General features: G+C 63.7%; 29 protein-coding genes. 13 read left to right on the top strand and 16 right to left on the bottom strand.

From position 1 onward, the window contains the following. Window positions 1-34: 34 nt before the first annotated feature. From AC1DDA_RS24405 to AC1DDA_RS24390, 4 genes are all read left to right on the top strand, one after another. The gene (locus tag AC1DDA_RS24405) at window positions 35-391 is read left to right on the top strand and encodes a hypothetical protein (RefSeq protein ID WP_476797752.1); all 357 of its coding nucleotides are present in this window, start codon (window positions 35-37) and stop codon (window positions 389-391) included. A 235-nt stretch (window positions 392-626) separates the two neighbouring features. Continuing rightward, window positions 627-1,826 carry an NnrS family protein gene (locus tag AC1DDA_RS24400; RefSeq protein ID WP_476797751.1) on the top strand — a complete coding sequence of 400 codons (1,200 nt, stop codon included), beginning with the start codon at window positions 627-629 and terminating at the stop codon, window positions 1,824-1,826. 455 nt (window positions 1,827-2,281) lie between these two features. Continuing rightward, window positions 2,282-2,542, top strand: a complete 261-nt coding sequence (locus AC1DDA_RS24395; RefSeq protein ID WP_476797750.1) for a CopG family ribbon-helix-helix protein — start codon at window positions 2,282-2,284, stop codon at window positions 2,540-2,542. Further along, complete coding sequence (locus AC1DDA_RS24390; RefSeq protein ID WP_476797749.1) at window positions 2,542-2,892, top strand: type II toxin-antitoxin system RelE/ParE family toxin; 351 nt, start codon at window positions 2,542-2,544, stop codon at window positions 2,890-2,892. Before AC1DDA_RS24395 ends, AC1DDA_RS24390 begins: the two co-directional genes overlap by 1 nt. Before the next feature lie 489 nt (window positions 2,893-3,381). Here AC1DDA_RS24390 and AC1DDA_RS24385 read toward each other — a convergent pair whose 3' ends face one another. The 14 genes from AC1DDA_RS24385 to AC1DDA_RS24320 form a co-directional block, all read right to left on the bottom strand. Next, window positions 3,382-4,071: a Crp/Fnr family transcriptional regulator gene (locus AC1DDA_RS24385; RefSeq protein WP_476797748.1), complete on the bottom strand. Its 690-nt coding sequence runs from the start codon at window positions 4,069-4,071 to the stop codon at window positions 3,382-3,384. Window positions 4,072-4,171: 100 nt separating this feature from the next. Next, window positions 4,172-4,441 (bottom strand): cytochrome C oxidase subunit IV family protein, encoded by a 270-nt coding sequence (locus tag AC1DDA_RS24380; RefSeq protein WP_476797747.1) that lies wholly within the window; start codon window positions 4,439-4,441, stop codon window positions 4,172-4,174. A gap of 1 nt (window position 4,442) precedes the next feature. Next, entirely contained in the window at window positions 4,443-4,994 is a 552-nt protein-coding gene (locus AC1DDA_RS24375) for a cytochrome c oxidase subunit 3 family protein (protein WP_476797746.1), read from the bottom strand. Further along, a complete protein-coding gene (locus AC1DDA_RS24370) occupies window positions 4,991-5,878 on the bottom strand; it encodes an SUMF1/EgtB/PvdO family nonheme iron enzyme (RefSeq protein WP_476797745.1) in 888 nt (295 codons plus the stop codon). The genes AC1DDA_RS24375 and AC1DDA_RS24370 overlap by 4 nt, the downstream gene beginning before the upstream one ends. A gap of 60 nt (window positions 5,879-5,938) precedes the next feature. Then, window positions 5,939-7,066, bottom strand: a complete 1,128-nt coding sequence (nirK, locus tag AC1DDA_RS24365) for a copper-containing nitrite reductase (protein ID WP_476797744.1) — start codon at window positions 7,064-7,066, stop codon at window positions 5,939-5,941. A 112-nt stretch (window positions 7,067-7,178) separates the two neighbouring features. Beyond that, window positions 7,179-7,463, bottom strand: a complete 285-nt coding sequence (locus AC1DDA_RS24360; RefSeq protein WP_476797743.1) for a metal-sulfur cluster assembly factor — start codon at window positions 7,461-7,463, stop codon at window positions 7,179-7,181. Next, window positions 7,460-8,002: a DUF2249 domain-containing protein gene (locus AC1DDA_RS24355; protein WP_476797742.1), complete on the bottom strand. Its 543-nt coding sequence runs from the start codon at window positions 8,000-8,002 to the stop codon at window positions 7,460-7,462. The genes AC1DDA_RS24360 and AC1DDA_RS24355 overlap by 4 nt, the downstream gene beginning before the upstream one ends. Before the next feature lie 13 nt (window positions 8,003-8,015). Next, window positions 8,016-9,362: a hypothetical protein gene (locus tag AC1DDA_RS24350; RefSeq protein ID WP_476797741.1), complete on the bottom strand. Its 1,347-nt coding sequence runs from the start codon at window positions 9,360-9,362 to the stop codon at window positions 8,016-8,018. A 26-nt stretch (window positions 9,363-9,388) separates the two neighbouring features. After that, window positions 9,389-9,706, bottom strand: a complete 318-nt coding sequence (locus AC1DDA_RS24345) for a DUF2249 domain-containing protein (RefSeq protein WP_476797740.1) — start codon at window positions 9,704-9,706, stop codon at window positions 9,389-9,391. A 102-nt stretch (window positions 9,707-9,808) separates the two neighbouring features. Next, entirely contained in the window at window positions 9,809-9,964 is a 156-nt protein-coding gene (locus AC1DDA_RS24340; protein WP_476797739.1) for a hypothetical protein, read from the bottom strand. 11 nt (window positions 9,965-9,975) lie between these two features. Beyond that, window positions 9,976-11,868, bottom strand: coding sequence for a nitric oxide reductase activation protein NorD (locus tag AC1DDA_RS24335; protein ID WP_476797738.1), 1,893 nt, complete (start codon window positions 11,866-11,868; stop codon window positions 9,976-9,978). A 10-nt stretch (window positions 11,869-11,878) separates the two neighbouring features. Beyond that, the gene (locus tag AC1DDA_RS24330) at window positions 11,879-12,697 is read right to left on the bottom strand and encodes an AAA family ATPase (RefSeq protein WP_476797737.1); all 819 of its coding nucleotides are present in this window, start codon (window positions 12,695-12,697) and stop codon (window positions 11,879-11,881) included. 63 nt (window positions 12,698-12,760) lie between these two features. Further along, window positions 12,761-14,107, bottom strand: a complete 1,347-nt coding sequence (locus AC1DDA_RS24325) for a cbb3-type cytochrome c oxidase subunit I (RefSeq protein WP_476797770.1) — start codon at window positions 14,105-14,107, stop codon at window positions 12,761-12,763. 40 nt (window positions 14,108-14,147) lie between these two features. Further along, window positions 14,148-14,600, bottom strand: coding sequence for a c-type cytochrome (locus AC1DDA_RS24320; protein ID WP_377843938.1), 453 nt, complete (start codon window positions 14,598-14,600; stop codon window positions 14,148-14,150). A 217-nt stretch (window positions 14,601-14,817) separates the two neighbouring features. Here AC1DDA_RS24320 and AC1DDA_RS24315 point away from each other — a divergent pair, with 217 nt between their 5' ends. Further along, window positions 14,818-14,988, top strand: a complete 171-nt coding sequence (locus AC1DDA_RS24315) for a helix-turn-helix domain-containing protein (protein ID WP_476797736.1) — start codon at window positions 14,818-14,820, stop codon at window positions 14,986-14,988. A gap of 357 nt (window positions 14,989-15,345) precedes the next feature. On the opposite strand, the gene AC1DDA_RS24310 is transcribed toward AC1DDA_RS24315, so the two are convergent. Together AC1DDA_RS24310 and AC1DDA_RS24305 are read right to left on the bottom strand one after the other, a co-directional pair. Beyond that, a complete protein-coding gene (locus AC1DDA_RS24310) occupies window positions 15,346-15,525 on the bottom strand; it encodes a hypothetical protein (protein WP_377843932.1) in 180 nt (59 codons plus the stop codon). A 227-nt stretch (window positions 15,526-15,752) separates the two neighbouring features. Continuing rightward, window positions 15,753-16,448, bottom strand: coding sequence for a Crp/Fnr family transcriptional regulator (locus tag AC1DDA_RS24305; protein WP_476797735.1), 696 nt, complete (start codon window positions 16,446-16,448; stop codon window positions 15,753-15,755). A 261-nt stretch (window positions 16,449-16,709) separates the two neighbouring features. Here AC1DDA_RS24305 and napE point away from each other — a divergent pair, with 261 nt between their 5' ends. From napE to ccoO, 8 genes are all read left to right on the top strand, one after another. Continuing rightward, complete coding sequence (napE, locus tag AC1DDA_RS24300) at window positions 16,710-16,904, top strand: periplasmic nitrate reductase, NapE protein (RefSeq protein ID WP_476797734.1); 195 nt, start codon at window positions 16,710-16,712, stop codon at window positions 16,902-16,904. A gap of 8 nt (window positions 16,905-16,912) precedes the next feature. After that, entirely contained in the window at window positions 16,913-17,422 is a 510-nt protein-coding gene (gene napF, locus AC1DDA_RS24295; protein WP_476797733.1) for a ferredoxin-type protein NapF, read from the top strand. After that, complete coding sequence (locus AC1DDA_RS24290; RefSeq protein WP_476797732.1) at window positions 17,415-17,702, top strand: chaperone NapD; 288 nt, start codon at window positions 17,415-17,417, stop codon at window positions 17,700-17,702. The genes napF and AC1DDA_RS24290 overlap by 8 nt, the downstream gene beginning before the upstream one ends. Continuing rightward, window positions 17,699-20,200: a periplasmic nitrate reductase subunit alpha gene (gene napA, locus AC1DDA_RS24285; RefSeq protein WP_476797731.1), complete on the top strand. Its 2,502-nt coding sequence runs from the start codon at window positions 17,699-17,701 to the stop codon at window positions 20,198-20,200. Before AC1DDA_RS24290 ends, napA begins: the two co-directional genes overlap by 4 nt. After that, the gene (locus AC1DDA_RS24280) at window positions 20,167-20,670 is read left to right on the top strand and encodes a nitrate reductase cytochrome c-type subunit (protein WP_476797730.1); all 504 of its coding nucleotides are present in this window, start codon (window positions 20,167-20,169) and stop codon (window positions 20,668-20,670) included. The genes napA and AC1DDA_RS24280 overlap by 34 nt, the downstream gene beginning before the upstream one ends. A gap of 9 nt (window positions 20,671-20,679) precedes the next feature. Then, the gene (locus tag AC1DDA_RS24275) at window positions 20,680-21,393 is read left to right on the top strand and encodes a cytochrome c3 family protein (protein ID WP_476797729.1); all 714 of its coding nucleotides are present in this window, start codon (window positions 20,680-20,682) and stop codon (window positions 21,391-21,393) included. Between the two features lie 127 nt (window positions 21,394-21,520). Continuing rightward, entirely contained in the window at window positions 21,521-23,179 is a 1,659-nt protein-coding gene (ccoN, locus tag AC1DDA_RS24270; protein WP_476797728.1) for a cytochrome-c oxidase, cbb3-type subunit I, read from the top strand. Window positions 23,180-23,183: 4 nt separating this feature from the next. Further along, window positions 23,184-23,918, top strand: coding sequence for a cytochrome-c oxidase, cbb3-type subunit II (gene ccoO / locus AC1DDA_RS24265; RefSeq protein ID WP_476797727.1), 735 nt, complete (start codon window positions 23,184-23,186; stop codon window positions 23,916-23,918). The last annotated feature ends 2 nt before the right edge of the window (window positions 23,919-23,920 follow it).

The raw sequence follows: 23,920 nt of genomic DNA, 5'->3' as shown, positions 1-23,920 counted from the left end.
AGCGAACCCGGTTTGAACGCGGAAGGATCAGGTCATGGCTGGCGGGCAGAATAGCGGTACGCGCAATGCTCCGCCGACATCGGCGAGCGAACTGATCGGTCGGCTCCGACGAGTGCTGCGACCCGAGGAGCTCGATTGCACTTGTCGCGAGACGCTGGACGGCGCGCTTGATCGCTTTGACCAACTCGAACGTCGGCGTGAATGGCGTCGGCAACTCACAACTGCACGGGATCACAAGGAGCGGATTTCCGCGCTGCTGGTGTTCCTGTCGGAACTCGATGCATTGAGCGAAGTCGAGAACGATCGGAGCGTTTTTGAGGAATTGGCACTTCTCTTCATCGAGATCGCAAGCAGCGCAGAAGCGGGTGCAGCCGCCTTGCGCGAGCTCTGATCCCACGCAGACGTCCTCTTCCGATCATCGAATTTGCGTTTCCGCAACTTGCCACCGGCCCTAGCTCGCTACTGTTGCGGTGCCGCGAGCCACAGGACACAGGCGTGATGGCCTGGTCGTCGTGGACGAGCAGATCAATTTTAAGTGCCGTCAGCGTGGCCGCCGCCAAGGCGCATCAGCCTTGTGTATTCGGAGATCGAGCCGGCCGGTCAACCGGCCGGAAGGGACAAATCTGATGGCACCGATACCGAGGTTGCGCGCCTATGAGGGACCCGCTTTGTTGTCCTATGGCTTCCGGCCTTTCTTTCTTCTCGCGGCTCTCCAAGCGGGGCTCACGATCCTGGTCTGGCTGCTGGTCGTCACTGGCCATATCGCGATACCGACGGCGTTTGCTCCCGTGGACTGGCATATCCATGAGATGCTGTTCGGTTATCAGGCTGCCGCGATCGGCGGCTTCCTGCTGACGGCGATCCCCAACTGGACCGGCCGCCTACCCGTTCAGGGCAAGCCGCTTTTGGTCCTCGTCGTTGCCTGGCTCGCAGGCCGCATCGCGGTCGCGCTATCGGCCGTGATAGGTTGGCGCCTGGCCATGTGTATTGATGCGCTCTTCCTTCTCCTGCTCGCCGCCTCCGCGGGACGTGAGATCGTGGCGGGGCGCAACTGGCGCAATCTCAAGGTCGTCGTTTTGATTGGGTTACTGCTGACGGCCAACCTGGCATTCCATTTGGAGGCCCGGCTGGCGGGCGGCGCCGACTTCTCCCGTCGCTTCGCTATCGCCGTCGTGCTCCTGCTCGTCGCCCTGGTCGCGGGGCGCATCGTGCCAAGCTTCACGCGCAACTGGCTGGCGCAGCGGCGGCAGGGGCGCATGCCAATTCCGTTCGGGCTCTACGACAAGTTAGTTCTGGCGGCGAGCGCTATCGTCCTTGCCCTCTGGGTGGCTCTGCCCGACGCTCGCGCAACCGGCGTGGCCCTGGCGGCCGCGGCCTGTCTTCATCTGTTCAGGCTGGCCCGTTGGGCCGGTGATCGCACCTGGCGCAACCCCCTGCTCGTCATTCTGCACGTAGGATATCTGTTTGTGCCACTGGGCTTTGCGCTGACAGCGGCGGCGGCCGCCGGTATGCTGGCGCCCGCCGCCGGCCTTCATGCCTGGACCGCCGGCGCCTTCGGCATCATGACGCTCGCCGTGATGTCACGCGCCAGCCTCGGCCATACGAGCCGACCGCTTGTCGCCACGACCGCGACCCAGCTTTGCTACGTGCTGGTCATCATCGGCACCGTAGCGCGGATCTGCTCGGCGCTGGGCCATGGTCAAGTCGCGCTGCTCCACATCGCCGGGCTTGGCTGGTCACTGGGATTCTTGACCTTCACGGCAGCCTACTGGCAAGTACTGACGGGGCGGCGCCTTGGCGCGAAGGCGCCCGCTCAGCCAAGCTGATCGAGCCGCGGCGCATGAGTATCCCCGGTCCCTAGTCTGATGCTGCATCAGAACCAGCAAATGAGCTGCTCGACGGGGGCTACCTCGGACTAAGCGAAGGCGGCTGCGATGTGGGTTTGCCCCGTTGGCAACAAATATCGAATTTTGAAATTGGTTGATCGGTCATCGGCTCCAGCGCATGCCGACCGGTCTCAAACAAGATGCCGGCTCCGATGAAGTTGGTTCGTAGCCGAGAGATCAAGCTGAGAAGCTTAGCAACGATTGTGCGGGAAGCCATCGAGAGCAGGCTGTCTCGCTAACTCCGTCGCGGGACGAGTTGGTCGCGGGCATTTCGTACCGCCGCACCACGGGCTTAATTAGGTCGCACCAGGCTCGAAGCGGATCAACCACCGGAACAGCCTTGACACGGAGATCGGTCATTTGTAATACACCGTAATCTCACGAGGAGAACGAGCGTGTCCAAGCCCGAGCTAAGCGATCCGATCACCCTGCGGTTACCAGTGGATATCTTGCGTGAGATCGAGCAGGTCGCCGAGGCACTCGACCGAACCAGAAGCTGGGTGATGGTCCGAGCCCTAAAGCGGTATATCGCCGCGGAAGGCCGCGACGTCCTTGCGGCTATCGAGGGTCGGCGACAAATCGAGGCAGGGCAATCATACGACATGGATGATGTCCTGAAGGAGATCGAGGCGATCGCCGATGGCAGGGCCGCTTGATGAAGGTTCGGCTTTCCGAGCGCGCACGAACCTATATCCGTGAAGAGACCCGATACTTGAAGGCGCGCAGCACCGCCGCAGCCAAGGAATTCACCGCCCATATAGCCAAAGCGCGCCTGAATCTAAGTGCGTTCACGCAGATGGGGTTCGAATCCGACGATCTTCCGGTTGATGGTATGAGACGCCTCGTCGTCGGGGACTATCTGATGGACTACGAAGTGACCGAACAGGAAATTCACGTCGTCTCGATCCGCAGCGGCAAGCGATTGTCACAGAGCACTATCTTGGAGCCCGACTCCGACTACGAAGACGAGGCGGCACCTGAGTACAGTCCTCCCGGAAGACGATAAGCGACGCTTGCCGGTTCGGTTGTCGCCGCGCTTCTGCCCGCAATGCGTTGGCCTGGAGAACGCTCTCGTCCCAGCAGCGTGCGAATCCCATCAACTTGCCGGCTCGCCTCGACGAAACCAGGGAGCCTAATTTGACTCCCATTGACCGCGCTCATCCCGCTTCCCGTTGAAACCGGACGGTTTGCGAGACGCCTCTCGGGTCTTGGAGCCAATCTTCCAGTCTCTCACGTCGTCACCTTTCAGGCTGACGATCGCCGGAGCGAGATCCATTCTGGTCATCGGGCCTACAGCGTCCGCAGCTCGCGTATCAGCCTGTGCGCTGGATCTGCTGCGCCCAGCAGGCTCTGGCGCTTCTGCCGCAGCATGACGGCATGCAGGTTGCCGCTGTTGCCCAACCGGCCGAAAGCCCTGCCGATTGCGTCGAGATCGTTCTAGGGTCTCGGCTATGCGATCTGGGAGGCGTTCGGCCTCATTGAGACACTGCCGCTATTATACGTTCTCAGCCAGCCGCTTCAGTGCTGCGGCATCGCAGACTACCAGCTTTTGGCGGCCGCCTTCGACCAGTCCCCGCGACTCCCACGCGCTGAGGATGCGCGAGACTGTATGCAGTGTCGTCCCGGTCATCTCCGCGATGTCGCGCCGCGAGATTGGGAAATCAATACGCATCCCGGCCGCGTCGCGTGTTCCTGCCTGCTCGATCAGCCGCAGCACAGCGTGAGCAACGCGACGCTCAACTTCCTCCGTCGACATCTCGCGGATGCGAGTATGGGCCTCGTCTAGGCGCTGGCCGATAGTCCGGATCGCGCTCATGGCGAGATGCGGGTTTTCTTCTACGAAGTCGTCCCACGACTCGGTCGGCCAGGCTGCAACGAGGCTATCGACCGCGGCTGTCGCCGTGCCCGGATAGTCGCTGCGGCCGAGTGCGCGAGTAAAGCCGAATAGGTCGCCAGGATGGACGACCCGTACAATGATCTGTTGGCCATCGCGCGTGACCTGAGTCACTTTGAGCCGCCCGTGCAACAGCAGATAGAAAGCCTTGGCCGGTCCTCCCTGCTCGAAGACTGCCTCGCCCTGAGGGATCCGGCGCCCGTTCGCCTGCGCGGTCATCCGATCGAGCTGGGTATCAGTCATGGCTGCGAAGAGCGGGATATCGCGAAGCACGCTCCGATCCATTGCCACGATGTTGTCTTCCTGGGTCCGGCTTGGAATGGGTCGGCGTGCGTTTTCTATATCGACAGACGCAGGATAAGACCCCAATCGCAGTTGCCGTTCAAGTGCGTCACGATACCCCGGCCAACGCAATCCTGGCGCCGGCCAGCAGGCAAATGAGGGCGGCATAGCCGATGAGCGCTCCGGCCAACGCGCGGCTTTCTCGCTGTAGCCGCATGAAGCCCAGCACCACTAACACCACCTTCGCCAGGCAGAGCACCGCAATGGTGGGTCCGCGCAGTCCGGCCGGAAGATGGCTGGCAGCAAACAGGCTCAAGCCCGATGCGGCGAACAGTGCGACTAGCACGGTGGGAAGCGGCAATGCGCGTGAAAACAGCATTTCAACCCAAATAGATGACGGGGAGGATCAGCAACCAAACCAGGTCGATCAGATGCCAGACGGTCGCGACGGCGGCGACGTGGCGCGGCACTGCCCGCCAGGCGACGAGCAGTAGCAAGCCGGCGACGAACAGCACGTGCGCGAAATGGAAGCCGACGATGAGCGGATAGAGCTCTGCGAGCCGTCCTTCCATCTCGCTGAGCGCCGGCAATTCGTCAGTGAAAGCTACGATCTTCAGTCCGCAAAACGCAAAGCCACCAAGACCGGCCGCAATCAGGTTACGACGCGGATGGCGGCCAAAGGCTGCACATGCTGCGAAGAAACCACTGCACAGCAGCACAGCAGTCGCGAGGCCGGCGAGAGTGGGATCTAGAGCTCGGTGCAGCGTCGCCCGGGACAACGGATCGAGCGCGCTGAGGAGCAAGAAGGCGCCCAGCAGCGCGCCGAAGACTACGAGTTCGCTCCAGACGAGAATCCAGAGCAGAAGCTCCATGCCGCCTCCGGATGCCGGTTGGGCGCCGGTAAGGCTGCGGCGGTCGACGCCAACGTTCATGTTGGCAGCAGCCGATTGATGCTCGCCGGCAACCGATCGCGCCAACTCCGCTCACGCACCAGCCGGAAGCCGAGATTGTCGGGTGGGGTGGCGACCGAGCAGCCACCTGCTTTCGGATTGCGCATGAAGAAAGTTATCGGAGCGCGATGTTGGCCCTCGACGATATAGATGCCGCAATTGCTGCTTTCGCCGGTCGTGCGGCCTGCGGCGTCTTGAGCAACGCGACGCAGGCAGGTCTGCGTCCATTCCCAGACATTTCCGGCGATGTCGTAGACGCCGTGCTCGTTGGCGCCGAAACTGCCGACGGGACGGGGGGCAGGATTGCTGGCGGCCTTGCGGTTGGCCTCGCGCTCATAATCGGCAAGCCAGCGCAATGCCGGATTGATCTCGCCACCGCTCAAGCCGCGCGCATCGTCGACGAAGCGCGAACCGGCGGCCTGCGCCCATTCGCGATCCGTGGGCAGACGCCAGACCGCTCCGGTTTCCTGCGACAGCCAGTGGGCGTAGTCGGAGGCATCCGCATGGCTGACGCCGGTCACAGCCAGGTCGCCGCGTGGCGGCGGGGTGTCGAGCCGCTTGCAGGCACCGGCCGCGCTACAGCGCGCGTAGTCGGCAGCGCTTACCTGATATCGCATGATCTCCAGAGGCTCGCGGATCTCGATCGCGACACGCGGCGCATCGACCGGGCGGCCGGCGCGGCTGTACTCACCGTCGAGGCGGTGCAGCAGCGTCGTGGGCGGCACGACCGCCGTCTGCGGCAACGGAAACGTCGGCGCATTGCGATGCACGGGCAAGGCGAGCAGCAGAGCGGCGGCGCTTGCCATAAACATGAGGCCGAGCGAAGTCGTCAGCCCCGGCAGCGATAGACGCAGCGTGGTGGCCATGGTTGGAATCCCTGTCGGGGAAAGAGCCTCCACGCCGGCTGGCGGGGAGGCTGGGAATGGTCAGATGCCGGCCGGTCCCCGCACCTGCTTCATCAGGTCGTCGTTCCACTCGCCCTCGACCTTGAAATGTCCGGCGGCGCCCAGCTCGAAGGCCTCGATCAGGTTGTGGTTGACATACGCGTAGATGCCCGGCTGCAGGAAGGTGTAGAGCGCTGCACCCGCGCAGCCGCCGGGGATGAACCAGGTCTCAAGGTCGCGCTCCGGCGCATTGCGGAACTTGCCGGTGGCCCAGACATAGTCACCATGGCCGCCGATCAGATGGGGCCGCGTGTCGCGGTTGGCCTGCGAGTGCACGATCAGCACGGTCTCGCCCACCTTCGCAGTCATGGCGTTCTTGCCGGTCAGACCGCCGACCTTGCCGTTGAAGACGACATGGCTCGGGGTCAGCGTCCGCATAGTCTTCAGAACGTCCTCATAGGCTTCGCCGGGGCTGGCGTAGCGCTTGAAGTTCCCGTTCTCGTCGCGCGGCACATAGAAGTCCTGCTCACCGACATAATAGACCTTGTCGTATTTCAGAGCCTTGCCCTGGCCGTCCTTCAGCCCGTCGCGCGGGAGCACCATGATGGCGCCGTTCATGCCGGAGGTGACGTGCCAGGGCACCATGCCGGGAGGTGCGCAGTGATAGACGAAGACGCCCGGCCGCGTGGCCTTGAAGCGTAGCACGACGCGCTCGCCGGGATTGACTTCAGTCAGTGCTCCGCCGCCGAGGGCACCCGTCGACGAATGGAAGTCGATATTATGCAGAAGCTCGTTAGTTTCGGCGTTGATCAGCGTCAGCTCGACATAGTCGCCCTCGTGAACCACCATCAGCGGGCCAGGAACGGTGCCATTGAAGGTAAAGGCGAAGGTTTCCGTGCCGGCATCGTCGAGGACGATCTTCTTCTCGTGAATCGTCATTTCGAACTCGACGACCTTCGGGCCGCCGGTCGCGATCTGCTCATGCATCTGCACGAAGGGGGGATCGACCAGCTTCGGCTTCACCCGCGGCAGCTTGGCGATATCGGCGGCGGTGGCCTTGGTCATCACGGCCTGCGCCTGCGCCGGCGCGGAAGCTGCCTGGACGAATGCCCCGGCGGCCGCCGCTCCCGCCAGGATGCTGCGGCGGGTCAGATTGAGCTCTTCGCCCATGGCTGGTCTCCTTGCCAACGACCGTAGTTCATCCGGTCGTGAAGACTTTAGGAGACTGGGAAAATCACTCTTTGTTGCAGCACAACATCTTCGACGATTTCGTAATCCGCGATCATTCAGCGGCAATCATAGCAGGCACCCAAGCGGGCTCGTAGGTGAGCGTCACAGCGACGCCCCTGACGCCTTCCACCGCTCCCGCAGCCATGGTGACAGCTTCCTTCAAGAAGCCGGCCAAAGGACACCCGCGCGTGGTCGTCGTCATGGTGATCGCGACTGAGCCGCCAGGGGCTGCTGCGATCGCATAGATTAGGCCGAGGTCGACCACGCTGCGGCCCGTCTCGGGGTCGAGCACGTCACGCAACGCGATCTCGACGAGGCGTTCCAGGTTGGCGCTCATCGGTGCGAGCTCCCGCCGCCATGGCGCACAAGTAGACGGTAGGCCGTGCCAGAAGCGTCGAAATTGCCGGCCCATTCGTGCTGGCGCTTGGCTAGCTCCGGAAAGAGGAACACCGGCTCACGAGCGAGCAACGCGAACAGGACGTCGCCCGGTTGCAGACTTTCGAGAGTCTCGAGGATACGCACCATCGGCTCGGGCGGTTCGAGATCGATGAGGTCCAGTTCCATCACGGGCTCACCCCAGAACACCGCCGAAAGAGAGCTGCCGATAGCAAGACCCTCGCTCTCGTCCGGTGTCTCGACGGGGGAGAACACCACCTCCCAGTCGCCGCTGCCGAGGTCGCGGTCGCTGGCGGCGAAGCCGCGATTGGCCATCACCGAGAAAAGCGGCACCGGCCGGAACGGAGCGATCAGGCGGAGAGCTTGACCTGGCGTTAAAGCACTGACGGCTTCCATGATCGCCTGGAACGGCTCCTCGCCGGCCCGCAGCATCGGACGGACGTCAAGCTCGCGGGCAAGCGGCGTTTGCGTGGTCGACATGAGGCGGTCTCCTTTAGCCGATGCGTGCAATCAGCAGCCATGGGCGTTCATGCGTAGGCGGCCGGGCGTTGGCGTTAATCTGGGACAAGCGGCGCACGCGGACGAGTTCTGCGGTAATCCCTGCCGTTCCCAGGAAACAGGGAAGCATGGTCCAGCGGAAGCCGGAAGCCATTCCGGTACATAGGACGATGGTTCCCAGCGCGACCCCGCCAAAATAGAGCGCGAACCACCAGCCCGTGCGCCTGATGGCGACGAGGTCGCCGACGCGCGGCGCTGGGCCACGCCCCAGCCGGGGCGCATAGGTTTCGAGCCAAGTCATAAATGAGACGATCTTCACGAGCTGAGCGAGCGTCAAGCCGCCTAGCCAGCCGAACGCCAGGAGGAAGGCCAGTCCCGCGACGATGCCTTCTGCGGCGCCTCTGGCAACGGCAATCGGCAGCAGAGCGATGCCGAGGCCGAGCGAGGCATAGGCAGGGATGCTGGCGAGCATGTTGATTTCGAGCGCCTTGCGCCGGCGCGCTCGATAGAGCGAGAGAATGTCTCGGCCGTAGAAGGCGCTCGCTATGGCGAGTGCCGTAAGGGCAGCCATGGCGCATCCAATGCCAGGCTCGAAGCCGACGAAGGGCGCGACCAGGCCGGCAAAGGCGACGCCGAGCCCGAAGCCTCCGGACAACAGCACCAGCCGTACACGGTGAGCCGGCGGTTCAGGCGCCATCATGAACATGACGAAGAGCCGGTAGCTGACGCCGAAGGCGATGAGCCCGAGCCAGCCCCCAAGACCAAGCACAGCGTGAAATGGCAAGCCGCCCGGCAGTAGCGCTAGCTCGGCGAGCCGACCCCCTCGGCCAGCCAGGATCGCGGCGAAGGCGGAACCGCTCAAGGCCGTGCCGGCGAGGCAGGCCAGACCAGCCAGCACGAAAGAGGCGAACAGCGTGACAGGCCGCGCACTCAGCAGCGTCGCCACCAGCATCAGCCCGAGGAGGCCAAAGCCCGTCAGCAGGCTCGCGGCCGCCAGCGGCAGAACGTCCGGCGGGCCATCGATCCAGCCGGCGAGTATCGCAAAGCCGACGCCGAGCAGAAGCAGCCCCGCGACTAATGCGATAAGAGCAGGCAACGCGAACTGTGGGAAGACGAGCGGCCGGGAGACCAGCACCGGCACAAATTGGAGCAGTGCCCCCGCCATGGCGAGGCTGAGGAAGCCGATCACCACGATATGGACGAGGATGAGCGTCCCAGGGTCGCCCATGCCCGCCGCCGGATAGCCCACGCCGGCGATGGCGAGAGCCTCGGCCGCGAGGAGGAAAGCAAGCGCGGCCGCGAAGTAGCTCATCGTCCAGCGGGACAGCGATGCCATCGGCATGGCTTCAGTCTCCCGGTCGGGGCGGCTCAGTGGCCGCAGGTGCAGGAATGGCCTTCGCCATGGCCGCCGCAGTCGGCGGCATGCTCTTGAGCCTCCTCCGCACCGGCTTCGTTGCAGCCGATCTCGACCTGCCAGATTTCGGGGCCCTGCACGACATAGTCCCAGGAGTAAGCGCCGGGATACCGCGCTTCCATTTGGCGGCGCAGGGGCGCCGGATCATGGTCGTTGACGATACTGAAAGCATCGCCCGGCGCCAGACGCTCCAGGATACCGAAGATCGTGGCGTGGCGCACAACCGGCGGAATGGTGCGCACGTCCAGCGGTTCAAGAGGCAGGGTGGTCATGTTTTCCGGCTCCGATGCGGCCCCAAAGCGGGGTGGCATCGAACCTAACCGGCCCGAGCTCCTGGCAATTTGTCGAGGCTCAAAGAACCTACAATTGGCCCATCACTGTTCGAGATAGAGGACGACGGCGATAGCGAGCGAAGCGAGCACCGCCGTGGCGAGCCCGCCTTTTTGCAGCACGCCCATTCGGTAGAACAGCAGGGCCATCACGATGATCGCGGGCGTCGCAACGACGAGACCCATTTGAGCTTCAGTCATGATCGGCGTCCTTAAGTCGCCAGCGCGCGATAGATCGCCGGCAGGGCAGCGGGTAGGCGGTCGAGCCGGGAGACCACGGCATGGCCGTTGCGGCCGAAGAGGTGCGGGATATAGGCGCGTGACTCCCGGTCGACGGTCACCGCAAAGACGCAGATGCCGGCGCGGCGCGCCTCGATCACCGCCATGCGCGTGTCCTCCATGGCGAAACGGCCCTCGTAATGATCGATGTCGTTGGGCTTGCCATCGGTGAGGACGAGCAGGAGCTTGCGCCGATCGGGCCTGACCTTGAGCCCCGCCGCAGCATGGCGGATCGCGGTGCCGATGCGGGTATAGTAGCCCGGCTTCAGTGCAGCGATGCGCGCCTCCACCGCCGGCCCCATCGCCTCGTCGAAGCGCTTCAGCGTCTCGATCCGGACCCAGTCGCGCCGGCGCGAGGTGAACGTCAGTATCTCGTGGCGGTCACCGCAGGCGGCCAGCCCATGGGCGAAGACGGTGAGTGCCTGCTTCTCGACATCGAGCACGCGCAGATCGTCGAACCAGGAATCTGTCGAGAGCGAGACATCCATCAGCGTCGTCACGGCGAGGTCATGCGCCTGTGGCCGGCTGGCGAGATGGATGCGGTCGCTGCCGGGACCGCCGGCGGCGAGATCGGCCTGGCGTCGGACCACCGCGTCGAGGTCGAGATCTGGGCTGTCGATCTGGCCGCGCTGCGGCTCGCGCAAGGGACGCAGGGCTTCGAACCGACGGCGGACTTGGCGTACAAGCGCGCGCGTCGCCGGGTCGTGCACAGGCGGCTCGCGTCCCTGTGCGGCCGTGGCCGCGATCACCTTGCAATAGTCTTCGCGATAGGAGGCGCTGCGGAAATCCCATTCCGGATAGGTCAGCCCGCCCGCCAGGGACGTTTCATCCATCGCCTCCGGCGGCAGGTCGAGATCGAAGCGGAAGCGCGAGGCCGGGCGGCCCTTGCGCTCGCTCAGAACGAGGTCATCGAGTTCATCTGCGGCCTCGGGATCATGCTCCTCGCTGTCATCGGAGGGGCGATCAACGGCGACCATCTCCGACATTGCGAGGATCTTCTCAAAGCGGTTGAGGATGAACGGGCTGCGCTCGCGCCAATCCTCAGCCGTCTCGTCGCGGCTGGCGGCATAAGCCTTCATCTGTTCCTCAGCCTTGGCCGAGGCCGGCAACGGGTGGTCCTCGTCGCGGCGGCGCATGCGGGCGGGAGCGGCGGCGCTCGCTAATGGCCAGAGCGGCACGCCCAGCGCCGGCAGATAGCCCGCGGGGGCGGCAGCCTGCCAATTCGCCGGGGACAAATCGACCACCTCGCCGCGCAACAGCCCACAGATCAACGCTTCCACCTTTGCCTCTGTCGCTGGCAAGCCCTCGCGACGCCGGCTGGCGAGCAGGGCGTCTGCCAGTCGGCGATATACCGGCGCGAGCCCGGGAAAGGACTTGAGGACCGTCGCGACCAGCGCGCGCGCCGCGGCAATGAGTGCGAGGTCGCGGCGGAGAGGGTCCGCCTGCGTCACGGAAGCGGGACGGACGGCTGCCATGGCGGCGGCGAGCCAGAGATAGAGGTCGCGATTCAGTCTGGTCTGCGGGAAGATCGCGATCTCGGCGGGCAGCTGCAGACTATCCGGTGTGCGCAACGCCTGTGCCAATCTTTCCTCTCCGAGCCCGACGCGCTGGCGAAGCCTGAGCCGGTGGCCGGTGGCACGCTCGCGGGCGGGGACTATCCTGACGCCGGGTTCGCCGCCGAAACCGCGGAAGCAGACGGCGAGCGTCGGCGCTATGCTCGCCAGCTTCACTGCCGCTTGGGGGTGATATGGCAGGCTCGAAGTGTCTCCGACGAGCTTATGCCAAAAGCGGCCGACGGCCTCTTCGAACTCAAGGAAGTCCAGCATCGCTTGGCTCCTAGCCGAGGACGGCGCGTGCGACCTCGACAAGCCCAGAGCGAACCTCCGGCTCGTCGGTCAGCGGCTCGATGATCGCGGCCATCACCGCCTCCTGCCGCGGTAGGCCGGCCGCGATCAGGCTCGCGGCATAGACGATAAGGCGCGTCGAGACGCCCTCCTCGATATCCTGCCCCTTCAGCGTGCGCAGGCGCCGGGCGAGATCAACCAGGGGTGCGACCGCGGTTTCGTCGAGCCCGCTTTCCTGCGCGACGACGGCGATCTCCTGCTCACGCGGCAGGAAATCGAAGCTGATCGAGACGAAGCGCTGGCGGGTCGAGGGCTTCAGATTCTTGAGCAGGTTCTGGTAGCCGGGGTTGTACGAGACTGCGATCATGAAGGAGGCTGGCGCCGCCAGCAGCTCGCCGGTGCGTTCCAGCGGCAGGATGCGGCGGTCGTCGGTTAGCGGATGCAGCACTACCGCGACATCCTTGCGAGCTTCGACGATCTCGTCGAGATAGCACAGCCCGCCCTCGCGCACGGCCCGCGTCAATGGCCCGTCGACCCAGACGGTCTCGCCGCCCTTGAGCAGGTGGCGGCCGGTGAGGTCGGCGGCGGAGAGGTCGTCATGGCAGGCGACCGTGAAAAGGGGCAGCCCGAGCTTGGCCGCCATATGGGCGACGAAGCGGGTCTTGCCCGAGCCGGTCGGCCCTTTCAGCAGCAGCGGCAGGCGTCGCTCCCAGGCCTTCTCGAACAGGAAGCGCTCGTTGCCGGAAGCGGTATAGGCCGGGATGTCGACGGAAGCGGGAGCCGGGACCGGCGGGCGCGGAATCATGTTCATCGCAAAAATCCGTGGGGCAAGGGAACGGAAGCCCGCCGGCCGGGTGGCCGGCGGGCTGAGACGTCATTCCGCCGGCTGGGCCAGCGCGATCGGATCGGCGCTGCGCTCGCGGCCGGGCACCAGCACGGCCCAGACGAACATCAGCGCCGAGATCACCACCACCAGGCCGGAGCCGAGCCGGATCCAGTAGAACAGGGCGATCTGATCCTGAACTTCCATGAAGCTCTGGCCGAGCACGCGCTGGAGATGGGCCTGGACCACGCCGGCGAAGGTCAGCGCGAAGGTCATCACCGACATCGCCGTCACCATCAGCCAGAAGCTCGCGATCGAGAGCCACTGGTTGTAAGGCGCACGACCCTTTAGCTCGGGGATGGCATAGGCCATCACGGCGAGATTCAGCATCACATAGGCGCCGAAGAAGGCGAGGTGGCCATGGGCGGCGGTGAGCTGCGTGCCGTGGGTGTAGTAGTTCACCGAGGACAGCGTGTGCAGGAAGCCCCAGACGCCGGCGCCGAAGAAGGCCATCACCGAGCAGCCGATCGACCAGAGCAGCGCGGCCTTGTTGGGATGGTTGCGCCCAGCCTTCCAGGTCATCTGGAAAGTGAAGATCACCATGGTGAAGAAGGGCGCGACCTCCAGCGTCGAGAAAAGCGAGCCGATCCACTGCCAGTATCCGGGTGCGCCGATCCAGTAATAATGGTGGCCGGTGCCGAGGATGCCGGAGAACAGGGCGAGCCCCACGATGACGTAGAGCCACTTCTCCACGACCTCGCGATCGACGCCGTTGAGCTTGATCATCAGAAAGGCCAGGACCGAGGCCATGATGAGCTCCCACACGCCTTCCACCCAGAGATGGATGACGTACCACCAGTACATTTTGTCGAGCGCGAGGTTGGCCGGATTGTAGAAGGCGAAGAGGAAGAAGACCGCCAGCCCCCAGAGGCCGAAGAGCAGGATGTTGGTGACCGTGGTCTTGCGGCCCTTCAGCGAGGTCATGGTGATGTTGAACAGGAACATCAGCACGACGAGGACGATGCCGACCTTGATCGCGAAGGGCTGCTCCAGGAACTCCCGACCCTCATGGATATGGAAGAGATAACCGACGACGGTGACGCCAGCGGCGATGAAGAAGATCCAGAACTGCGCCACGGCCAGCTTCGGGCTGTAGAGTTCGGTCTGCGCCTCTTCCGGCAGCAGGTAATAGGTCGAGCCCATGAAGCCGAGCAGCAGCCACACAATCAGCGCGTTGGTGTGGATCATCCGCACGATGTTGAAGGGCAGGACGACCGAAAGCGTGTTGGGCAGGACATAGATCAGCCCCGCTACCAGCCCGAAGGTGACTTGCGCGACGAACAGCGCGAGCGCGCCGTAGAAATAGAGCATCGCGACGCTCTGGGTCTTGTATCTCAAGGTGTTGTAGCCTGGCATGGCTCTCTCCTGTCGCGAGGTCTCAGCCGGCATCGTTGGGCGGCCAGTTCTGGGTCTTGATCTTGCTGGTCCATTCGAGGAAATCGGCCAGATCCCGGAGTTCCTGATCGGTCAGGTTGAACTGCGGCATCTGGCGCCGGCCCTCGATGCCGCTGGGCTGGGCCTGCATCCAGGCCTTCAGGCCCTCGCGCGCGCCGGCCGGATCCTTGTCGCCGCCATAGCGCTTCCAGACATTGCCGAGCTCCGGCGCGAAATAGGCGCCTTCGCCGAGCAGCGTGTGGCAGTTGATGCAGGAATTGCGCTCCCATACATGCTTGCCGCGTGCGACGGCCGGCGTCAGCGTCGTCTCGTCGGTGGACTTCGTCCGCATGAACCAGTGGCTATGGGCGGTGAGCCCGACGAAGATGGCGAAGAAGAAGATCGATCCGCCGTAGAAGACATTTCGGGCTCCCGCCTTTGTCAGACGTTCGGCCATGCGTTCACCCTTCCGTTGCGCGTGCGCGCCGGCGACGCCGGCTCAAGAGCCCCCGCGTGCAGCCGCGGAGGCGAACCGGTGATAGCGAGACGCCCCAGGAGCTTCTTTGCGTTTTGGCAAACAGGGGCGCTCCGGCATGCGAGGTTGATCGGCTCTTGACCGGGAGGCGGAACCAGGCTGTCTTCGATAGGAACGTTTGAAGAACAATGCGGTCCTGATGCTGCTGACCTATCGCTACAAGCTGAAGCCGACGCGGGCGCAATATACGGCTCTCGATCGGCTGCTTGACGCGCAGCGGCAGCTTTACAACGCGGCGCTTCAGGAGCGCATCGAGGCCAGGCCAAAGCAGGGAAGTCGGTCTCGAAGATCGACCAGAACAAGTCACTGACGCAGATCAGGAGCTTCGACGAGACCTACGCGTCCATGCCCGTCTCGCTCTCGCGCTGGTCCCTGGCGCGGCTCGACGACGGCATGGGCGCCTGGATCGATGTGCCTATGCCGGCCGGCGAAGGCGCGGTGCTTTAGGAGCCGACGCTGTCGAAGTGAAGCGAGGCATGCAGTGGCCGATGACGGTGCCGTCGAGGACGTTCAACGCGGCGAATAGGCTCGTGCTGCCGCACATGCTTCTGCGCGCCGTGGCGATCCCTTGCTACCGCCTCAAGGCGATGGCGATGGACGCAGCGGACTTGCATGGACACTCAACGACAGGAATCCCAATTAGGGCTCTTCCGCCAGGTAGAGACCACTAATTCAGGGCCACGAACACAAAAGTCGATAAGATTCCAGCGGATAGAGCAAAAACGGCAAAAAGAAGCGCCTGAAACGCTCCCGAGCCGAGCGCCACGCCGGCAACTGCCGCAACGACGAGTGCCAGTAAGAACATGATCAGGATAGCTTTGTTTCGCGTCGTTTCGGACAGTGTCATGGGTCGTTCTCCTTTGTCGAGAAACCATTAAACGACCAGTCGATAGCGTCTTTGCGGTGGAGCAAAGTAGGTGGTGCGACAAAGCCCAGCGAATTCTCGAAAGTTCAGAACACCGGTGTCCCAGCGAGAGAGGAAACTCAGCGACGCCCCAGCGTAAATTCTCGTGAGGAGCCGGCAGGCTACATCGATTGCAGCGGGGGACTTTTAAGATCGATGGTCAGCTGACCTTAAGCTGTCGCGCCGGTGGCAAGGCTGAGCAGGGCGGGTATGTTGCGAACGACCAATTCTCGTCTTCCTCCTCCCACGATGCGCTCTCGTTCCCACTGCGTTAGGATTCGGGAGGCACTGTGCAGCGTCGTTCCGGTGAGCGCGGCGATTTCCCGCCTCGTAACGGGAAAATCCACCCACACACCATCTTCTCCCTGCTTTCCAGCCTGATCGATGAGGCGGAGCACCAAATGGGCGATGCGACGCGAGACATCGAGCGAGGCGATCTCCGCCAGACGATCCTCAGTGATGGCTAAACGACGCTCAACGTCCTGCAACAGGCCGACAGCGAGGCCGGGCATTGCTCGCAGGAATTCGTTCCAAATTTGGATGGGCCAGATCGCGAGCCTGCAGTCGCAGAGGGCGACGGCGGTCTTCGTCTGCTTATGTCCCGATAGGTCTCCGGTCACCCCGAATGGCTCGCCTGGGTGGGCGATGCTCACGGTGACGGAATCGCGATGCCAGCCCCCTCTTGAGAGTTTCACATGGCCGGATAGAATCAGGAAGGCGTTGCTGACTGGCTCTGCCTCCCGAAACACGTACTCGCCTCTCGCTAAATTCCTCAGCGATGCGGCCGATGCGATTTCGCGTCGCTGCTCGGGGGTGAGTGCGGCGAAGACAGGCAGCCGTTTGAGAGCAGGCGATTCGAATTTCATGACTGCGCAAGTGTGAAGGTGTTCGGCGCGGCCATTCCGATGCCGAGAGAAATGCGGGTCGCTTCCAGATTCCGAAAGCACGTCGCTGTCATCAGCTAGTCGACGGCGCACCACCTGTGTTTGCGCTAGATCAAACAAGCTCCTGAAATCGGCATCCTGATATCCACTCGGGCTGGACAGTGCCGGCGATGCTCTTATTGTCATTTTTTGATCTCTAATCTGGTGGCGGTGCGAGGCGCCCGTCTTGGAGAAGGAAAAGAGATGGCGACCGAGACCGCTGATGCTCGCGGCCCGGAAAAGGTTGCGGAGAAGCCGACGAGACGCGCCGAGCTTCTAGCTTTCCTGGTGCTGGCCGTGCTGATCTGGCCAATCTTCGCGGTGGGCGTCGTCGGTGGATACGGCTTCCTGGTGTGGATGTCCCAGATCATTCTGGGCCCGCCCGGACCCCCGCATTGAGGCCCGAAATGGAACGCTCCGTCATCGATCGAGGGCGCCGTAACTTCCTGACTGGCCGGCGTGTTTCACTACCCGACAGGGTGCGCCCACCTTGGGCCCTTGCATCCTCGCTCGCCGCTGACTGCACGGGGTGCGGAGCCTGCATCGCGGCCTGCCCGCAGCACATCATCGCCCTCGACGAGTCCGCCCGGCCCGCGCTCGATTTCTCGGGGGGTGAATGCAGCTTCTGCGGCGCCTGCGCGGAAGCCTGCCCCGAGCCGGTCTTCGACCGGCTGTTGCCCGCCTTCGAGCATGTAGCTGCGGCCGGTGCGGACTGCTTCGCGCAGCGCGGCATCGTCTGCCAGAGCTGCGGCGATGCCTGCCCGGAAAGTGCGATCCGCTTTCGCCCGCGGCTGGGCGGTCCGGCTTTGCCGGAGATCGCGAGCGATCGTTGCAATGGTTGCGGCGCCTGTGTCGCCGCCTGTCCGGCGCAGGCCATCGCTGTTGGTGCGCGTCCGGCGGAGTCCGCCCATGCTTGAGCGTCCGCGCCAGCGCTTCCATCATATTTCGAGCGCCGTCGTCTCGGCCTTGCCGGCAAAGGTCGAGGCGGTGCTCGCCCGTATCGCAGAGCTTCCCGAGACTGAGATCCATCGCGTCGAGAACGGCAAGATCGTGATCGTGCTTGAAGGCTCCAGCACGGGCGTGATCGGCGACCGGCTCGCCGCGATCAGCCTGATCGACGGCGTTCTCTCGGCCAACATGGTGTTCGAGCAGATCGAAGACCTCGAAACCCTCGACGACCCCGGAGTGATCCCATGACCCTGTCCCGTCGCGAGATGCTGAAGGCGCAGGCGGCCGGCGTCGCCGCGCTCGCCGCCAATATGAGCGTCCCGGCCGATGCCCAGCCGGTGACCGGCGGCGTCGATACCCTGCAGATCAAATGGTCGAAGGCGCCGTGCCGCTTCTGCGGCACCGGCTGCGGCGTCATGGTCGGCGTCAAGGAAGGCAAGGTCATCGCCACCCATGGCGACATGAAGGCCGACGTCAATCGCGGCCTGAACTGCATCAAGGGCTATTTCCTCTCCAAGATCATGTACGGCAACGACCGGCTGACCCAGCCGCTGCTGCGCAAGAAGAACGGCGTCTATGCCAAGGACGGCGAGTTCACGCCGGTTTCCTGGGAGGAGGCCTTCGACACCATGGCCGCCAAGGCCAAGGCGACCCTCAAAGCCAAGGGGCCGACCGCGCTCGGCATGTTCGGCTCAGGCCAGTGGACGATCTTCGAGGGCTACGCCGCGACCAAGCTGATGCGAGCCGGCTTCCGCTCCAACAATCTCGACCCGAACGCCCGCCACTGCATGGCCTCTGCCGCCTACGCCTTCATGCGCACCTTCGGCATGGACGAGCCGATGGGCTGCTACGACGATTTCGAGCATGCCGACGCCTTCGTGCTCTGGGGCTCGAACATGGCGGAGATGCACCCGATCCTGTGGACGCGGGTGACCGATCGTCGGCTCGGCCAGCCGCATGTAAAGGTCGCGGTGCTCTCGACCTATACCCACCGCAGCTCCGACCTCGCCGACATCCCGATCGTGTTCAAGCCGGGCACGGACTTGGCGATCCTTAACTACATCGCCAACCACATCATCTCGACCGGCCGGGTGAACACTGATTTCGTCGAGAAGCACACCACCTTCGTCAAAGGCGCGACCGAGATCGGATACGGCTTACGCTCCGATGATCCCCGCGAGGTCAAGGCACGAAAAGCGGAGGATGTTGCCGCGACGACGCCGATCGACTTCGCGGCCTTCGCTGCCTCGGTCAAGGAATACACGCTGGAGAAGGTCTCTGCGCTGACGGGGGTCGAGCCCGGTTTTCTGCAGCAGCTCGCAGAGCTCTACGCCGACCCCAAACGCAAGGTCATGTCGCTCTGGACCATGGGCTTCAACCAGCATGTGCGCGGCGTCTGGGCCAACCAGATGGTCTACAACCTACATCTGCTGACGGGTAAGATTTCGGAGCCCGGCAACAGCCCGTTCTCGCTCACGGGCCAGCCGTCGGCTTGCGGCACGGCGCGGGAGGTCGGGACCTTCGCCCATCGGCTGCCGGCCGACATGACGGTGACCAATCCCGAGCATCGTAAGCATGCCGAGGAGATTTGGCGCATCCCGCACGGGATCATTCCGGAGAAGCCCGGCTACCACGCGGTGGAGCAGGACCGGATGCTCAAGGACGGCAAGCTCAATTTCTACTGGATCCAGGTGAACAACAACCTGCAAGCGGCGCCGAACAGCAGCAACGAGACCTATCCTGGCTATCGCAATCCCGACAATTTCATCGTCGTCTCCGATGCCTATCCGACGGTGACGGCGATGGCCGCCGACCTGATCCTGCCGGCCGCGATGTGGGTCGAGAAAGAGGGCGCCTACGGCAATGCCGAGCGGCGCACCCATGTCTGGCACCAGCTCGTCAATGCTCCGGGGCAGGCACGCTCGGATCTCTGGCAGCTCATGGAGTTCTCGAAGCGCTTCACCACCGACGAGGTCTGGCCGGCGGATGTTCTCGATGCTAACCCGAACCACAAGGGCAAGACCCTGTTCGACGTGCTCTATCGCAACGGCCAGGTCGACAAATTCGCGCTCTCCGAGACCAGTCCCGAATACGAGAACCAGGAATCGAAGGACTTCGGCTTCTACGTCCACAAGGGCCTTTTCGAGGAATACGCCATCTTCGGCCGCGGCCATGGCCATGATCTCGGGCCTTACGACCTCTACCATCAGGTCCGTGGCCTGCGCTGGCCGGTGGTCGACGGCAAGGAGACGCTCTGGCGCTACCGGGAGGGGCTCGACCCTTATGTGAAGCCGGGCAAGGGCGTCGAGTTCTACGGCAACAAGGACGGCAAGGCCCGCATCATCGCGGTGCCCTACGAGCCACCGGCGGAATCGCCCGATGGCGAATACGACCTCTGGCTCGTCACCGGCCGCGTGCTGGAGCACTGGCATTCCGGTTCGATGACGATGCGGGTGCCGGAGCTCTACAAGGCCTTCCCGGGCGCGCGCTGCTTCATGCATCCCGAGGACGCCCGCAAGCGCGGGCTCAACCAGGGCGCCGAGATCACGATTATCTCGCGGCGCGGCGAGATGCGCACCCGCGTCGAGACGCGCGGGCGCAACCGCATGCCGCCCGGCGTGGTCTTCGTGCCGTGGTTCGATGCCAGCCAGCTCATCAACAAGACGACGCTCGACGCCACCGATCCCATCTCCAAGCAGACGGATTTCAAGAAATGCGCGGTCAAGATCGTTCCGGTCTCGGGCTGATGCGCTCGCGGACCTTCCTCGGGGCCGCCCTGGCGGCGGGCCTCGTCCTCGCCTTCGGGGCTGCCGTCTCGCAGGAGGGCGCACCGGTGAAGATTGTGCCGCGTCTCACAGGCACGGCTAGCCCGATGGCAGTCGAGCGCGTGCCGGCGCTCGGCCGCCCGGTCGTCGACGACGTCAGGCGCATGCGCAACTATCCCGAGCAGCCGCCGGTAATTCCGCATTCGATCGACGGCTACCAGCTTACCCTCAACACAAATCGCTGCATGGACTGCCACAAGCGCGAGTTCACGGAAGGCTCGGGAGCGCCGATGATCAGCGTCACCCATTTCCAGGACCGCGACGGGCAGGTGCTCTCGGACGTGACGCCGCGGCGCTATTTCTGCACGGCGTGCCATGTCCAGCAGACCGATGTCCCGCCCCTGGTCCAGAATAGGTTCCAGGACGCCAAAGACATCGGCCGGAAGCCATAGGCGCGCATCATGGCTAGGCTCAAATCCATCATTCTCTGGTGCTGGGGCATTGCCGTCAGCTTCTGGCGCATCATCAGCCGGCCGAGCGCCTATCTGCCGCTCGGCGTGCTGACGCTGGGCGGCTTCGTCGGCGGCGTTTTGTTCTGGGGCGGCTTCAACACGGCGCTGGAAATCACCAATACCGAGAAGTTCTGCACCTCCTGTCACGAGATGCGCGACAACGTTTATCAGGAGCTGCAGTCGACGGTGCACTTTTCGAATCGCTCGGGCGTGCGCGCGACCTGCCCGGACTGCCACGTGCCGCATAACTGGACTGACAAGATCGCCCGCAAGATGCAGGCTTCGAAGGAGGTGTGGGGCAAGATCTTCGGCACGATCTCGACGCGCGAGAAGTTCCTGAACATGCGCCTGGAACTCGCCAAGCACGAATGGTCCCGGCTGAAGGCGAACGATTCGCTGGAATGCCGCAACTGCCACTCCTCTGTCGCGATGGATTTCACCAAGCAGACGCGCCGCGCCGCCGAGATCCATGGCCGCTTCCTGACCACGGGCGAGAAGACCTGCATCGACTGCCACAAGGGCATCGCCCATCTGCTGCCGGACATGAGAGGCATCGAGCCCGGCTGGAAGGATGCCCCGGAATTGCAGGGCAAGGGCAGCGCCTCCTGGCATGGACCGGAGCAAGCGATGCGGACGTATCTCGCGGAGATCGAGAAGCAATGAAATTCTGCCGGCTGCCAGTTTGTCAGGTCCCACTCTCAGCAAAGAGGTATCTGACCTGGAGCATTTATGGATACCGGCCCGAAGGATTGAGGTTGCCGGCGCGCGCCGGCCACGGAGAAGGTGAGCGATGATTGCGGCACTCACGGTCGCGGAGCGACAGCGCGCCATATCGATCTCGGCGCTACTCGCCTTGTGCGGACTCGCCATGGCGATCGCCGGCCGCGACGACCTGTTCGGGGTTCATGGCGTCGTCATCATGCTGTTCGGACTCGGCTGTATTGGCTTGGTCATGTCGAACTACTTCGCGCCGGAGCCATCGGAAGAGCGGCTGACGCGCTACTACGACGACCCGACGCGCGTCGGCATCGTGCTTTCGCTCTTTTGGGCTGTGGTCGGCATGTTCTTTGGCGTGTGGGTCGCAGCGCTCTTGGCCTGGCCGGACCTCACCTTCGATGCCGGCTGGGCAAGCTTCGGCCGCCTCCGGCCGGTTCATACCTCCGGCGTGATCTTCGGCTTTGGCGGCAATGCTCTGATCGCGACCTCCTTCCACGTCCTGCAGCGGACGACGCGTGCGCGCCTGCCGGACCAGTTCAGCCCGTGGTTCGTCCTGATCGGCTACAATCTGTTCTGCGTGCTGGCCGCCAGCGGCTACCTGATGGGCATTACACAATCGAAGGAATATGCCGAGCCGGAATGGTATGCAGATCTTTGGCTCGTCATCGTCTGGGTCACTTATTTTCTGATCTATATCCGCACGCTGCAGCGGCGGAAGGAGCCGCATATCTACGTTGCGAACTGGTACTACATGGCCTTCATCCTGGTCGTGGCGGTGCTGCACATCGTCAATAACCTGGCGGTGCCGATTTCCTTCGGTAGTGCCAAAAGCTATTCGCTGTTCTCCGGCGTCCAGGATGCGATGACACAGTGGTGGTACGGCCACAACGCGGTCGCCTTCTTCCTGACCTCCGGCTTCCTCGGGATGCTGTACTACTACCTCCCACAGCGGGCAGGACGGCCGATCTACTCATATAGGCTGTCGATCATCAGCTTCTGGGGCATCACCTTCATGTATATGTGGGCGGGCTCGCACCACCTGCATTACACAGCGCTGCCACAATGGGTGCAGACGCTGGGCATGACCTTCTCGGTCGTCCTGCTGGTGCCGTCCTGGGCCTCCGCCGGCAACGCACTGGCGACGCTCAACGGCGCTTGGGCCAAGGTGCGCGACGATGCGACCCTGCGCTTCATGATGGTCGCCGCCGTGTTCTATGGGCTCTCGACCTTCGAAGGCTCGTTCATGGCGATCCGCGCCGTGAACTCGCTCTCGCACTACACCGATTGGACCGTCGGCCATGTTCATGCCGGCGCTCTCGGCTGGGTGGCGATGATCACCTTCGGCTCGCTCTACGCGCTGGTGCCGTGGATGTGGAAGGTCGAGCGGATGTATTCGCCCAAGCTGATCGAGGTCCATTTCTGGCTCGCTCTCGCAGGGACCGTCATCTACGTTTTCGCAATGTGGAACTCGGGCATCATCCAGGGCCTGATGTGGCGCACCTATAATGACAGCGGCACCCTCGCCTATTCCTTCATCGACAGCGTCGTCGCCATGCATCCCTATTACATCGCGCGCACCGTCGGCGGCCTGTTGTTCCTGCTCGGTGCGATTGTCGCCTCCTACAATGTCTGGATGACGATCCGGATGTCGCGCGCCCAGGCGGCGCGTACCGGCGACAGCGATCTGCCGGCGCTGCGTGGTGCAGGCGCTGCGCTTCAGGCGGGAGAATAAGCCGATGCGCGAGTTCTTTCATCGCAAGCTCGAACGCAACGCGATCGGCTTCGTGCTCGCCATCATCGGCGTCTCCGCGATCGGCGGCTTCGTCGAGATTGCGCCACTCTTCACGATCCATGAGACGGTGGAGAAGGCGCCTGACATGCGCACCTACACGCCACTCGAATTGGCGGGGCGCAACATCTATATCCGCGAAGGCTGCTATCTCTGCCACAGCCAGATGATCCGTACACTGCGCGACGAGGTCGAGCGCTACGGGCCGTACTCGCTCGCGGTCGAGTCGCAATATGACCATCCTATGCTTTGGGGTTCAAAACGGACGGGCCCGGATCTGGCACGAGTCGGCGGCAAGTATTCCGACGCCTGGCATGTCTCGCATCTCTACAATCCGCGCGATGTGGTGCCGCAATCGGTGATGCCGAAATATGCCTGGCTCCTGCGCAACGAGTTGAAAACTGACGATCTGGATAAGCATCTCGCGGCGCAACGTGCGGTCGGCGTGCCCTATACCGATGCACAGATCGCGAATGCTAGCGCCGACGCCTATGGCCAGGCCAGCCCCGACAGCCCCTATGCCGGTGGCGTTAGCGAGCGCTATGGCGCCGCCACCAACCTGCGCGCCTTCGACGGCGAGCCGAACCGGCTGAGCGAGATGGATGCCGTGGTCGCCTATCTCCAGGTTCTGGGCCGCCTGACTGACGCCGCGCAGAAGCAGGCCGTGGCGGCGGAGAAGTGAGA

This window comes from Allobosea sp. 10N428 (assembly GCF_056394545.1).
Note: the sequence above shows the minus strand (reverse complement) of the source record. Positions and strands in the feature narration are given on the sequence as shown.

What these genes read in the sequence shown, in the direction of transcription:
- AC1DDA_RS24405 (WP_476797752.1), top strand. Translation starts at nt 35, where the DNA reads ATGGCTGGCGGGCAGAATAGCGGTACGCGCAATGCTCCGCCGACATCG.
- AC1DDA_RS24400 (WP_476797751.1), top strand. Translation starts at nt 627, where the DNA reads ATGGCACCGATACCGAGGTTGCGCGCCTATGAGGGACCCGCTTTGTTG.
- AC1DDA_RS24390 (WP_476797749.1), top strand. Translation starts at nt 2,542, where the DNA reads ATGAAGGTTCGGCTTTCCGAGCGCGCACGAACCTATATCCGTGAAGAG.
- AC1DDA_RS24380 (WP_476797747.1), bottom strand. Translation starts at nt 4,441, where the DNA reads ATGCTGTTTTCACGCGCATTGCCGCTTCCCACCGTGCTAGTCGCACTG.
- AC1DDA_RS24375 (WP_476797746.1), bottom strand. Translation starts at nt 4,994, where the DNA reads ATGAACGTTGGCGTCGACCGCCGCAGCCTTACCGGCGCCCAACCGGCA.
- AC1DDA_RS24370 (WP_476797745.1), bottom strand. Translation starts at nt 5,878, where the DNA reads ATGGCCACCACGCTGCGTCTATCGCTGCCGGGGCTGACGACTTCGCTC.
- nirK (WP_476797744.1), bottom strand. Translation starts at nt 7,066, where the DNA reads ATGGGCGAAGAGCTCAATCTGACCCGCCGCAGCATCCTGGCGGGAGCG.
- AC1DDA_RS24360 (WP_476797743.1), bottom strand. Translation starts at nt 7,463, where the DNA reads ATGAGCGCCAACCTGGAACGCCTCGTCGAGATCGCGTTGCGTGACGTG.
- AC1DDA_RS24355 (WP_476797742.1), bottom strand. Translation starts at nt 8,002, where the DNA reads ATGTCGACCACGCAAACGCCGCTTGCCCGCGAGCTTGACGTCCGTCCG.
- AC1DDA_RS24350 (WP_476797741.1), bottom strand. Translation starts at nt 9,362, where the DNA reads ATGCCGATGGCATCGCTGTCCCGCTGGACGATGAGCTACTTCGCGGCC.
- AC1DDA_RS24345 (WP_476797740.1), bottom strand. Translation starts at nt 9,706, where the DNA reads ATGACCACCCTGCCTCTTGAACCGCTGGACGTGCGCACCATTCCGCCG.
- AC1DDA_RS24340 (WP_476797739.1), bottom strand. Translation starts at nt 9,964, where the DNA reads ATGACTGAAGCTCAAATGGGTCTCGTCGTTGCGACGCCCGCGATCATC.
- AC1DDA_RS24335 (WP_476797738.1), bottom strand. Translation starts at nt 11,868, where the DNA reads ATGCTGGACTTCCTTGAGTTCGAAGAGGCCGTCGGCCGCTTTTGGCAT.
- AC1DDA_RS24330 (WP_476797737.1), bottom strand. Translation starts at nt 12,697, where the DNA reads ATGAACATGATTCCGCGCCCGCCGGTCCCGGCTCCCGCTTCCGTCGAC.
- AC1DDA_RS24320 (WP_377843938.1), bottom strand. Translation starts at nt 14,600, where the DNA reads ATGGCCGAACGTCTGACAAAGGCGGGAGCCCGAAATGTCTTCTACGGC.
- AC1DDA_RS24315 (WP_476797736.1), top strand. Translation starts at nt 14,818, where the DNA reads ATGCTGCTGACCTATCGCTACAAGCTGAAGCCGACGCGGGCGCAATAT.
- AC1DDA_RS24310 (WP_377843932.1), bottom strand. Translation starts at nt 15,525, where the DNA reads ATGACACTGTCCGAAACGACGCGAAACAAAGCTATCCTGATCATGTTC.
- AC1DDA_RS24305 (WP_476797735.1), bottom strand. Translation starts at nt 16,448, where the DNA reads ATGAAATTCGAATCGCCTGCTCTCAAACGGCTGCCTGTCTTCGCCGCA.
- napE (WP_476797734.1), top strand. Translation starts at nt 16,710, where the DNA reads ATGGCGACCGAGACCGCTGATGCTCGCGGCCCGGAAAAGGTTGCGGAG.
- napF (WP_476797733.1), top strand. Translation starts at nt 16,913, where the DNA reads ATGGAACGCTCCGTCATCGATCGAGGGCGCCGTAACTTCCTGACTGGC.
- AC1DDA_RS24290 (WP_476797732.1), top strand. Translation starts at nt 17,415, where the DNA reads ATGCTTGAGCGTCCGCGCCAGCGCTTCCATCATATTTCGAGCGCCGTC.
- napA (WP_476797731.1), top strand. Translation starts at nt 17,699, where the DNA reads ATGACCCTGTCCCGTCGCGAGATGCTGAAGGCGCAGGCGGCCGGCGTC.
- AC1DDA_RS24280 (WP_476797730.1), top strand. Translation starts at nt 20,167, where the DNA reads ATGCGCGGTCAAGATCGTTCCGGTCTCGGGCTGATGCGCTCGCGGACC.
- AC1DDA_RS24275 (WP_476797729.1), top strand. Translation starts at nt 20,680, where the DNA reads ATGGCTAGGCTCAAATCCATCATTCTCTGGTGCTGGGGCATTGCCGTC.
- ccoN (WP_476797728.1), top strand. Translation starts at nt 21,521, where the DNA reads ATGATTGCGGCACTCACGGTCGCGGAGCGACAGCGCGCCATATCGATC.
- ccoO (WP_476797727.1), top strand. Translation starts at nt 23,184, where the DNA reads ATGCGCGAGTTCTTTCATCGCAAGCTCGAACGCAACGCGATCGGCTTC.